The organism is Noviherbaspirillum autotrophicum, assembly GCF_000818395.1.
Classification (GTDB): Bacteria; Pseudomonadota; Gammaproteobacteria; order Burkholderiales; family Burkholderiaceae_D; genus Noviherbaspirillum; species Noviherbaspirillum autotrophicum.
This window is the reverse complement of sequence record NZ_JWJG01000028.1, coordinates 1,961,193-1,973,296: the sequence shown is the minus strand read 5'-3', so window position 1 is coordinate 1,973,296 and position 12,104 is coordinate 1,961,193. Positions and strand designations below refer to the sequence as shown.

6 protein-coding genes are annotated in these 12,104 nt (G+C 63.0%); 2 read left to right on the top strand and 4 right to left on the bottom strand.

All coding sequences use genetic code 11. From position 1 onward, the window contains the following. Positions 1-31: 31 nt before the first annotated feature. Together TSA66_RS10420 and TSA66_RS10415 are read right to left on the bottom strand one after the other, a co-directional pair. On the bottom strand, positions 32-2,395 hold the full coding sequence (locus tag TSA66_RS10420; RefSeq protein ID WP_084199474.1) for a penicillin-binding protein 1A: 2,364 nt from the start codon (positions 2,393-2,395) through the stop codon (positions 32-34). 153 nt (positions 2,396-2,548) lie between these two features. Next, positions 2,549-3,817 carry a glycerate kinase type-2 family protein gene (locus tag TSA66_RS10415; RefSeq protein ID WP_040039952.1) on the bottom strand — a complete coding sequence of 423 codons (1,269 nt, stop codon included), beginning with the start codon at positions 3,815-3,817 and terminating at the stop codon, positions 2,549-2,551. 157 nt (positions 3,818-3,974) lie between these two features. Between TSA66_RS10415 and TSA66_RS25510 the strand changes: the two genes are divergently transcribed. Both TSA66_RS25510 and TSA66_RS25505 read left to right on the top strand, forming a co-directional pair. Further along, positions 3,975-5,558, top strand: coding sequence for a GGDEF domain-containing protein (locus tag TSA66_RS25510; protein ID WP_052452234.1), 1,584 nt, complete (start codon positions 3,975-3,977; stop codon positions 5,556-5,558). 262 nt (positions 5,559-5,820) lie between these two features. Continuing rightward, positions 5,821-8,019 (top strand): CHASE domain-containing protein, encoded by a 2,199-nt coding sequence (locus tag TSA66_RS25505; RefSeq protein ID WP_198358769.1) that lies wholly within the window; start codon positions 5,821-5,823, stop codon positions 8,017-8,019. A gap of 33 nt (positions 8,020-8,052) precedes the next feature. Here TSA66_RS25505 and TSA66_RS10400 read toward each other — a convergent pair whose 3' ends face one another. Beyond that, the gene (locus TSA66_RS10400; RefSeq protein WP_040039951.1) at positions 8,053-8,712 is read right to left on the bottom strand and encodes an energy-coupling factor ABC transporter permease; all 660 of its coding nucleotides are present in this window, start codon (positions 8,710-8,712) and stop codon (positions 8,053-8,055) included. 90 nt (positions 8,713-8,802) lie between these two features. Beyond that, positions 8,803-11,988 carry an MASE3 domain-containing protein gene (locus tag TSA66_RS25500; protein WP_052452232.1) on the bottom strand — a complete coding sequence of 1,062 codons (3,186 nt, stop codon included), beginning with the start codon at positions 11,986-11,988 and terminating at the stop codon, positions 8,803-8,805. Between the last annotated feature and the right edge of the window lie 116 nt (positions 11,989-12,104).

Below are 12,104 nucleotides of genomic sequence, written 5' to 3'. Positions count from 1 at the left end.
CTGGGCATCGCGCTGTCATTGAATCTCTCTTTTACTTGCCCACATCAACACCATTCAAGATCGATAGCGCGCGCACCGCATCCGACGCTTCACTACCCTCATCGAACCCAACGCGGCGTACCCCGCCGCCCGCCACGTACTCCTGATACCGCCAATCGCCGTCGGCCACGGCTAACCCGGCCGGTGTCGGCTTCTGGGCTTCCGGCTTGCCCGCAAGCGCCACGCGCATGTAGTCGACCCAGATCGGCAGCGCCAGCGTCGCGCCGAACTCGCGGCTGCCGAGCGATTTCGGATCGTCGTACCCCATCCAGGCCACGGCCACCACATTGGCGCCGTAGCCGGCGAACCAGCCGTCGAGCGCATCGTTGGTGGTGCCGGTCTTGCCCGCGATGTCACCGCGCCCGAGCTTCTGTCCCGCCGCGGCACCTGTGCCGGAACGCACCACGTCGCGCAGCATGCTGTCCATCAAGAACGCATTGCGGGCATCGATCACGCGCGCGCCTTGCATGCCGGCGCGCGCCGGCTTCGCGCTGAACAGCACCCGGCCGCGTGCATCGGTGACCTTGCGGATCAGATAAGGATTGACGCGGTAGCCGCCATTGGCGAACACGGCATAGCCGCCTGCCACCTGCAGCGGCGTTGCCGAGCCGGTGCCGAGGGTCAGCGTCAGGTTGCGCGGATGCTTGTCGGCGCCAAAGCCGAACCGCTCCAGATGCGCATGGGCGTAGGGCACGCCGACCTCGCGCAGGATACGCACGGAAACGATGTTCTTCGATTTCGCCAGGGCGCGACGCATCGAGATCGGTCCGTCGAAGCCGTCGTCGTTCTTCGGTTCCCACGCCTGGCCGCCGGTGTCGGCCGAGCCAAGGGCCAGCGGCGCATCGTTGATCAGCGTGCCGGGCGCGAAGCCTTTCTCCAGCGCCGCCGAATAGACGAAGGGCTTGATGCTCGACCCCGGCTGGCGCCATGCCTGCGTCACATGGTCGAACTTGCTGAGGCTGAAATCGAATCCCCCCACCAGGGCGCGGTAAGAACCGTCGTCGGCGTTGAGCGCGACGATGGCGGCCGCCACTTCCGGCAGCTGGGTGATCCGCCAGCGCTTGTTTTCATCCTGCATCACGCGGATCACGGCACCGGGCTTGATGCGAAGGTGGGGCTGCGCATTCGCCGACAGGGCGGCCGCCGCAAAACGCAGGCCCTCGCCGGCAATGTCGATGACGTCGCCCGACGCGGCCAGCGCCCGCACCATTTTCGTTGATGCGCCCAGCACCACGGCGGGCAGCAGACCGTCGCTGGCCGGGCGTTTTGCCAGCTCTTGCTCGATCGCTTCCAGCCGCGCGTCGGCCGCCTTGGGCAAGGCGACGAAGGCTTCCGGACCGCGATAGCCGTGCCGCGTTTCGTAGTCCATCACGTTGCGCCGCAACGCCACATAGGCGGCATCCTGGTCGCGGCTGAGAATGGTCGTATAGACGTTGAAGCCGCGCGTATAGGTGTCTTCCTTGAACTGTTCGTACATCGCCTGCCGGGCCGCTTCGGCGATGTATTCGGCGTGCGCACCGAACTCCTGCCCGTCGCTCTGCACGTGCAGCTCCTCGCGCGCCGCCTGGCGGTATTGTGCGTCGGTGATGTAGTCGCGGTCGCGCAGGCGCTGCAGGATGTACAGCTGGCGCTGCCGGGCGCGCTTCGGGTTGGCGACCGGATTGTTGGCCGCCGGCGCCTTGGGCAGGCCTGCCAGCATGGCCGATTCGGCGACCGTCACTTCCTGGATGGGCTTGCCGAAATAGGTGCGCGCCGCGCTGGCGAAGCCGTAGGCGCGCTGGCCGAGATAGATCTGGTTCATGTACAGCTCGAGGATCTGGTCCTTGGTCAGCGCTTCCTCGATCTTGTAGGCGAGCATGACCTCGTACAGCTTGCGCGTATAAGTCTTCTCGCGCGACAGAAAAAAGTTGCGCGCAACCTGCATCGTGATGGTCGACGCGCCCTGCCCCATGCCGCCGCCGGCCAGGTTGGCCACCATCGCCCGCAGCACGCCGGTAAAGGCAATGCCGCCATGCGAATAAAAGCCCTCGTCCTCGGTGACCAGCAGCGCCGTCTTCAGGATCGGCGGGATTTGCTTGATTGGCACGTATTCGCGGTGCTCCTGTCCGAATTCGCCGATCAGCACATTGTCTGCCGTGTAGACGCGCAGCGGGATTTTCGGCGTGTAGTCGGTCAGCGTGTCGAGCGACGGCAGATTCGGCTCGATGACGAGCTTGATATAGGCAACGACAAAGGCGGCAAGCACGCCGGCGATGGCGAGCAGGCCGAAAAGGAAGGGCCACAGGATGCTGCGGGAGCGCGGCGCTGCCTTTTTAGACGGCGCCTTTTTGGGCGGAGCTTTTTTGGACGTGGTCAATTTGATACCGGATGACGTGTTGGGGGATTGCCGGCGCGTGGCGCAAGGGGCGTTTCCCGGACGTCGACAAGTATAAGAAGTCGTACGGCGATTTGTCTTCCCGCAAGAAAAATTTACAAATGCCGCGCTCGCCGGTATTGGCGGCCGATGCGCCTACACGACCAGAATCGCCCTGAAATCGTTGACGTTGGTGCGCGTCGGCCCGCTCACCACCAGGTCGCCCAGGGCACTGAAAAATCCGTAGCCGTCGTTATTGTCGAGCATGGCGCGCGGATGCAGGCCGAGCCGGGCGGCGCGTTCCATCGTATCGGGCAGATAGAGTGCGCCGGCATTGTCTTCGGTGCCGTCGATGCCGTCGGTGTCGCAGGCGATCGCGCTCACGCCCGGCATGCCGCCAAGCGCCGCCGCCACGCTCAGCAGGAATTCCGCGTTGCGTCCGCCGCGTCCGCTGCCGCGCACGGTCACGGTAGTCTCGCCGCCGGAGATCAGCACGCAGGGCCGCGCAAACGGCTCATTGCGCTGCGCGACTTGGCGCGCGATGGCGGCATGTATCAAGCCCACGTCGCGCGCTTCCCCCTCGATGCAGTCGGACAGGATATATGGCCTTACGCCGGCCGCGCGCGCCGTCGTGGCGGCGGCTTCCAGCGCCTGCTGCGCCGTGGCGACGACATGATGCTCGTTGCGCAGGGAGCGCGCATCGCCCGGCTTGGGCGTTTCTCCCGCGCCGGACATCAAATGCTCTTCGACCACGGCTGGAACGGGAATGCGGTACTTGCGCAGCACCGCCAGCGCGTCGGCGCAGCTGGTCGGGTCGGGCAGCGTGGGGCCACTGGCGATGATGCCCGCGTCGTCACCCGGCACGTCGGAAACGAGCAGTGTAACCACGCGCGCCGGCGCGCAGGCCAGGGCGAGGCGGCCTCCCTTGATGGCGGATAAGTGCTTGCGCACGCAGTTCATTTCCGAGATCGTCGCGCCGCTGTTGAGCAGCGCCTTGTTGATCGCCTGCTTCTGCTCCAGCGTGACGCCTGGCGCCGGCAGCGCGAGCAAGGCCGAGCCGCCGCCGGAAATCAGGCACAGCACGAGGTCGCGTTCGCTCAAGCCCTGCACCATCTGCAGCATGCGGCCGGCGGCATGGCGACCGGCCTCGTCGGGCACCGGATGCGCCGCCTCGACGACTTCGATATGCCGACATGGAGCGCCATGGCCGTAGCGCGTCACCACCAGCCCGGAAAGTTCGCCCTGCCAATGCTGCTCCACCGTGCTGGCCATGGCCGCAGCTGCCTTGCCTGCGCCAATGACGAGCGTGCGCCCGCCGGCTTGCGGCTCCGGCAGGAAAGCGGGCAGGCACTTTTCGGCGCTGACGGCACCAACGGCGCTGGCATACATGTCAAGCAGCAGTTGACGGGGATCGATTGCGTGCATAGGAGTTCGGGAGATGGATTGACCGGACAAGCGGATTAGCAAAAATACATGGCGAGCACGCCCGTCGTTGCTGCTGAGGCGACGAAGGATGCGTCACACATTGACGTAAAACGTAATAAGGCTGAAACTGATTTCAGCAGTTTAACGAGAATAATGGATGCGCGCTGAGATCATAAAGAAGCTGGGAGGAATGCTGCTGGCATTGTCCGCGATTACCGCGACCGGTTACCTGTCGTATTGCTTAAGCCGCAATGCCGAAATGCGCGCCTTGCATGAGAAGGCGGAACGTCGGCTGGTGATGTCCAGCGCAACGCTGTTCGCGCCGATCAACAAATACAGTTACCTGCCGGCGCTCGTCGCGCTGCAGCCCCAGATCATCGATGCATTGCAGCATCAGGACGACAAGCAGCGGCTGCGCCTGGCCAATATCTTTCTCGACCGCATCAATGACAGTGCCAAATCGGCCGCCACCTATATCCTGAATGACAAGGGTGTAGTGATCGCGGCCAACAACTGGCAGCAGCCAACCAGTTTCGTTGGCCAGAATTACACCTTTCGCCCGTATTTCCAGGATGCGCTGCGCGACGGCAGCGGCCAGTTTTATGGCGTCGGCGTGACCAGCCTGGCACCCGGCTTTTTCCTTTCGCATGCCGTGCGCGACAGCGACAAGGTGCTCGGCGTGGCCGTGGTCAAGGTCGACTTGAGCGACCTGGATGCGGGATGGGACAGCACCCGCCTGGGCGGCGAATTCTTCGTAACGGACGAGCACGGCGTGATCTTCCTGAGTTCGCGCGCCGACTGGAAGTACCGGCCGCTCGCTCCACTATCGGCGGCCACACGCGAACAGGTCAGGCGCACGCGCCAGTACGACGCAGTGCTCAAGGAGCCGCTGCCGATCACGACGCTTGCGCAGTTGCAGCCGAACGAAGCGTTGGCCGATATCGCCCAAAACGACGGCGCGAACGGCCGTCGGCAAGCGCGCTACCTGATCAAGCGCGCGCCGCTGGCCGGCTCCGATTGGGCCGTCAACGTGCTCATTCCGGCGGCGGACGCCAACCTGCGCGCGGTGAGCACGGGAGTGGCCGGCGCCGGCGCACTCGCGTTCTTCATGCTGGCCGTAATGTACGTGCGGCAGGCACGCCACCGCACGCGGGAACGCGAAAAATCGCGGCAGGAGCTGGAGCGCACGCACAAGGCGCTGGAACAGCAGCACCGCGAACTGCAGACACTGACCGAGGAGCTGCGCATCACCGCGATCACCGATCCGCTGACCGGCGCCTACAACCGGCGCTTCTTTTTCGAAACGGCCGGCAAATTGGTCAGCGCCGTCCATCGCCATCAGTCCGCGCTGTCGATCGTCACAATCGATGTCGATCACTTCAAGCGCATCAACGACTTGTACGGACACCCGGCCGGCGATCAGGTGCTGCGCAAGCTGACCGAAATCTGCAAGGAGACGCTGCGCGAGACCGATGTGTTTGCGCGCTTCGGCGGCGAGGAATTCATCATGGCACTGCCCAACAGCGACAGTACCGCAGCCTGCGCGGCGGCGGAACGGCTGCGCACCACGATGATGGAACAAACCATCGTGGTCAGTGATACGCCGCTGCGCATCACGCTCAGCTGTGGCGTATCGCAATTTCGCGCGCAGGAAGCAAGCATCGATGAAACGCTCAAGCGCGCCGATGAAGCCCTGTATGAAGCCAAGAACAGTGGACGCAACCGGGTGGTGCTGCGCTGAGCAGAAAAAGGCTGAAAATATTTCCTTCTGGAAATTTAATGTAGCATTTACACCTTTTTCCTACCAAAGGCGATGAAATTAGCTATCCGCTAGACAATGCCTTCTGGCATCATTAAACGACGCTGGAACGTCAAGCAATTTCGACAACTACTGGCAAGAAAAGTTATACACTTCGGCTTCATTTTTTCTAAACGGTAATTTCCCGCACCCCTTATCTCGCATCGGAAAGCCCCGTCAGCCAACGAAATTTATGCGCCGCAAGATGCGCCTTTCGGTTCGATTCATCAAAGCCTTGCTCTCCTCCACCGTCTGGTGGCTAGGGGTAGCGATATCGCTTGTGCTGGCCCTGCTCGTGGCCAGGATGGTCGATAGTAAAACCGAAGCCGTGTTTGATTATCAGGTCAACAATGCGCAACTGGCGATCCAGACCCGGATGCGCTCCTATATCGATGTACTGCGCGGCGCGAACGCCCTGTTCTATACAAGCAAGGACGTGTCGCGGGAACAGTTCCACGCCTATGTGTCGCAGCTGCGGCTCGAGCAAAGCTTCCCGGGCATTACCAATCTGAACGTCGCCTTTCATGTCACGGCGGCCGAAAAGGATGGATTCGAAGCAACGGTACGCGCCGACACCAGCCTGAACGCCGCCGGATACCCCGACTTTCACATCACGCCCGCCGGCGAACGTCCCGACTACCATGTGCTGACTTACCTGGAGCCGCTGCATGCCAGTCCGTTGTCGTTCGGCCTCGATATCGCATCGATCGATCTCGTCGCCAAGACGCTGGCCGTGGCGCGCGATACCGGCCAGCTGGTGTCATCGGGACGTCTCATCCAGGTTGCCGGCGCCAACCAGCACGTGGGCATGGCAATGCGTATGCCGCTGTACCGGCTTGGCATGCCTGCCAGAACCATCAAAGAAAGGCGTGCCGCCTACTACGGCTCGGTGGGAGCCGGTTTCGACATCAGCAAGCTGATGCTGGGCGCGGTCGACAAAAACGTGCTGCCGCACCTGCGATACCGGATCTATGACATCGGTTTGTCCGACGACCATTCCAAGTCCGGCACCAGGGATCCGGGCCGCCTGATGTTCGATAGCGAAACAGGCGATGCAACCAGGTCGCCCGCCCTGTCTGGGCCGGTGTTCGTCAAACGGGTCGCGATGACGGTCGGGCCGCGCGTGTGGGAGGTCGAATTCACCGCGAGCAAGGCCGACATGAAGGATGAATTCGACACTTCCCTGCCGCACATCGTTCTTGTGATCGGTCTGTTTGCGGCAGGGTTGTTATTCAGCATCATCTATTCGCTGACTTCCGCGCGCCGGCGGGCGGTGGAACTGGCCAAGGAAATGACCAAGGACTTGCGTGCCAGCGAAGCCAGCCTGGCCGAGGCGCAGCACATGGCGCATCTGGGCAGCTGGCTGCTCGACATCACCACGCAGACGATGACCTGGTCGGCCGAAACGTTCCATCTGTTCGGCCTGGAGCGGTATTCGGCGCTTCCAGACTATTCGGACTACCTGCGCCGCATCCATGAAGAAGACCGGCAACGGGTTCAGTCCGGCTTGGCGAAGTCGCTGCGCAGCGGAGAGGAATTCAGCACCGAGCACCGGATCGTGCGACAGGACGGCACCACGCGCTGGGTGCAAACCATCTGCCGACCGAGCAACAACAACGGCGTGATCGTGTTGCGCGGCACCATCATGGATATCACCGAACGCAAGCAGACGGTCGAGGCGCTGAAGCGCTCGCGCGAACTGCTGCGCGAGCTGACCGCTTACCAGGACCGCGTGAAGGAAGACGAGCGGCGGCGCATCGCGCGCGAAATCCACGATGAACTGGGGCAGACGCTATTGGCGCTGCGCATCGACGTGTCGATGCTGGAAGCGCGCACCGGCAAGTCGCACCCGCGGCTCAACGAAAAGGTGCGCAGCGCCCTGCAGTACATCGACGCCACCGTGCGCACCATCCGCACCATCATCAACAACCTGCGCCCGGCGGTACTCGACCTGGGCTTGACCGCCGCCATCGAATGGCAGGTCAATGAGTTCCGGCGCCGCAGCGGCATTTCCTGCGACCTGGTGCTGGGCGAAGAAGAATTCGCGGTCGACGATGCGCGCGCCACCACGCTGTTCCGCATTCTGCAGGAATCGCTGACCAACGTGATCCGCCATGCCAAGGCGACCCGCGTGCGCATCGAGCTGACCAAGGAAGAAGAGCATCTGGTCATGCGGATCGCCGATGACGGCATCGGCATTTATCCCGACGCACGCAAGAATGGCAACTCGTTCGGGCTGGTCGGTGTGGAAGAGCGGGTGCACGGATTGAACGGCAAGTTCGTGATCACGAGCATGCCCGGCAAGGGCACGACCCTTACCATCCACATCCCGCTCGCCACGGCGGAAAAGCCGCAGGAAAACGCCACCGGCGCGGAACGCGCACGCTCCAATCGGCGGGAGTGACTGGCGCAACGCATTGCCGGGGGCGCCGGCAGCTCACTTTCCGCGCAAATACACCTCGTCGTCGAAGGTCAGCACCCATTGCGGGCGATAGACGGTAAAGATCGTCAGCAAAAACCCGGTCAGGAATGCTTCCCCCCACGCCAGCAGCAGCATGTAGGCAACAGTGTCGCCACGGGTCGGTGCATGCATCACCCACAATTCATTGGCGCCGAGCGACATGATGCCGATGGTCGCCAGCATGGCCATCGCGCCGAAAAAACCATTGCCGAGCAAGTACACAAAAATATTACGCGGGAAATACTTCTGCGTCAGGCGCATGACGATTTCGCCGCAGTAAGCCGGCAGTATCGACAGCAGCAACAGATTCATGCCGAGGTTGGCCCACAGGCCGTCGTGTATGACGGTGTACGCGATGACCGAAATCCCGATGCCGGCGATGGCGAGCTGCCGTCCGAACATCAGCACGAACAGGGGCATGCCCAGCAGGTGAAGCGCCATGCCGCCGGTGATCGGCACGTCAAAGCGCCACAGCAGCGGCAGCGCAATGATGAACGCGCACCACGCGGAAAACGCGCCGGGCGCAAGCAGCGCCTTCCACGGCGCGGTCCTGACCGCCTGGGCGATGAGGATGAGCGAGGCTAGACTGGCCAGGAAACCGGTCGCGACCGGTAATGAAAAAAGAAAGATGCCCATGACGTGACCATTATAGGAATTACCCGTCCGTAATCAAAGCATTCTCGCCCACGCCGGCATTACCAAATGTCAAACCAGGGCACGCGCCGGCTACTGGAAGCTGTAGCGCGACTCGCGGAACAAGCGCAGGCAGATATCGACCGCATCGGGGTCGTACCAATCGCCGCGATGGCTGGCGATATGCTCCAGCGCCACCTCCAGCCCCAGCCCCGGGCGGTAGGGGCGGTGCGAGGTCATCGCTTCCACCACGTCGGCCACGGTCAGAATTTTCGACTCGCACAGGATCTGGTCGCCGCGTAACCGATGGGGATAACCGCTGCCATCGATGCGCTCATGGTGCTCCAGCACAATGCGCGCAATCGGCCACGGAAAGCGGATGTCTTTCAGAATATCGTGGCCAGCCTGCGCATGCGTCTTGATCAGTTCCAGCTCGAGCGCGCTCAACCGCCCCGGCTTGTTCAAGATCTCCGAGGGGATGTGGATCTTGCCGACATCGTGGATCGACGCGGCCAGATGCAATCCTTCCACCTGCGTCTCGGTCAGCCCCATCTCGCGCCCGATGGCGGTGGCCAGCGCCGCCACGCGCCGCTGGTGGCCGGCGGTGTATGGATCGCGCATTTCCAGTGTGGCGGCAATCGCCTGAATCGAATCGACCAGGCTGGCGCGCAGCCTGGCATCGTAGTGCTGCTGCTCCTGCATCATCCGGTCGTGCTCGACGCCGGTGCGCAGCGTGACGATGCCGAACGCTAGGTCGTTGGCCAGTTCCTGCAGCAGCCTGACTTCATCCTCGTCGAAGGCATCCGGTTCGGTGGCGTAAATGGTCAAGGAGCCATGCACGCCAGCCGCATCGCGCAACGGAAACGCGATGCTCGACTGGTAGCCGCGCTTGAGCGCCTCGTCGCGCCAGGGAGCCATCTGCGCACTGGTGGCGTAATTCTGATTGACCTGCGTCGCGCCGGTCCTGATCGCCGTTCCGGTCGAGCCGCGCCCGCGCTCGGTATCGGACCAGACGATCTGCGCCACGTCGATATAGCCGGTATCGTCACCCCACTGCGCCACGGCCTGCACGGTTTTGCGCTCGTCATGCATCGCCTTGCCGACCCAGGCCATGCGGTAGCCGCCGACATCGACGATTACGCGGCACACCGCATGCAGCAGCTCGGCTTCATCCCGTGCATGGATCAGGCGTTCGTTGACGGCCGACAGCGTGCGCAGCGTGCGGTTGGCGCGATTGAGCGCATATTCACTCTGCTTGCGCTCGGTGATATCCATGCCGATACCCGACACGCTCACCGCCCTGCCCGACGCATCGCGCACCACGCTCGCATGCACGCTCACCCAGTGCAGACTGCCGTCGGGCCAGACCACGCGGAAATCGACCCATTGGCCGCGTTCCTTGACGAGCGCCTGCTGCAGCGCCTGGTCGACCCGCTCGCGGTCATCCGGGTGCATCATGGCCAGCGCCGCGTCCCGGTCCACCGGCGACTCGCCGCGCCGCAACCCCATCAGCGCGCTGTACTCGGGAGAATAATGGATCCGGTCGTTGGCCACATCCCAGGTCCAGGTGCCCATGCGGGCTGCGTCCATCACAATCTTCAGGCGCTCCTCGCTGGTGCGCAGCATTTCTTCCGCAGCCTTGCGCTGCGTCCTATCGTCCAGCGTTGCGACCACGCCCTCGATCCGGCCATTCTCGTCGAGCAGGGGCGACGCATTCACCGACAGCAGAACCCGGCTTGCCGCGGTCGTACCGAGCGCAATTTCGACGTCGTACACCGGATTGCCGGTCGCAACGACCCGGCGAAACGGCAGCTCGTCCGCCGGCACGGCATTGCCCGCATGATCCGTGATGCGCCAGGCAGGATCGTTATACGCGAGGCGCATGAGTTCATCCTTGGCGCGCCCCAGCACTTTCTCCGCTTGTGCGTTGGCAAACGAGATCTTTCCATCGGTATCCCAGACCGTGATGCCGATCGGGCTGGTTTCGGTGATTTTCGACAGCAGCGCATGCTGGCGCACCCGTGCGCGCTCGGTGCGCCGCATTTCGGTGATGTCGCGCGCCGCCGCCATGATGCCCTCGATCTTACCGGCCTGGTTGCGATACGCGGTCGCGTTGCAGATCACGTCCAGGTCGTGTCCCGAGGTATGCCGGATGGCGAGCGGATAATTGCGCAGCACGCCGTCGGCGAGCACTGCCTGGTAGCCGGCGCGCGCCTTGTCGGGCTCGGTAAAGTAACGGGCGAAATCGCTGCCGACCAGCCGGTCCCGGCTCAGGCCGGCCGCCTTTAGCGCAGCCTCGTTGACATCGGTGATCCTGCCTTCGGGGTTGATCATGATCAGCGGGTCAATGCTCGCCTCGATCAGGCTGCGCGCATAAAAGGAAGCCGCCCGCATCTTGCCTTCCGCCTCGATCACGCGCTTAAACGGTTCCTTCACGCTGCCCACGAACACGGCGCGGTAAATCATGCCGAAAGCGACAACTTTGTAGATATGGCCGAGCAGATTGAAGACATCGGTCACGTCCGTGTAGAGCGTGAAGCATAATTCGGCCAGAATCGACACCGCCGCCGCGCCAAACAGGCTGGGCGCATCGTACTCCTGCCCCTGTCCCGCATGGCACAGGAAGACGACGGCGGGAACGGCAAGGATGGCGATGATCGCGTATTCCGCCCCGACTTTTAGCGGCGTCAGTCCGCTGCCGGCGATAAAGGTATGCGGCAGTTCGCCTTGATGAAGCAATCCGCCCCAGACGACGGCTGCCGCCATCGCGAGCGCCGCGACAAGTCCGGCGTAACGCAGCCACGGCCGCCGCAGCGGTGCCCAGGGGCGCAAGGCCACCGCCGTGAGCATGACAGCGAACGTGATGCGCGCGGCCAGCCAGAAGTTGATTGCCTTTTCCGGGTGCGATGGCGTGACGAAATCCGGCATGCCCTGAAACGACAGCGCATGCGCGAAATCGAGGATGCCGACCGCCAGCAGCCCGACCGCGAGGACGATGACATTGCCGGCGCGTTCCCGGCTGTATGCATTCCATGCCACCCCGAAGACCATGCCGGCCACCAGGATGGACAGCGTTTCCAGCATCAGGTGCAGCCAGGCATAGTGGGCTGCACCCTCGAATGCATGGCGCGGCGGCGCCAGCCGGATCAACAAGAATAGCGCTGCCAGGAGAAATACCAGCAGTCCTTGCCACTGCAGCGCACGACTGTAACGCAGCACGCGATCCCAGCCGCTATGTCGAGGCGCAGGCTGGGCCATCATCGATTCTTGCCGATTCATCGTCATCGCAGTACGCGCTACAGCGCGTGTGGATACCGCAGCGCAGTGATTATTGTCAGTCAGTAATTTTTTACCAACCTTTATTTAATCTCACATTGCGCTGCTATTCCACTACG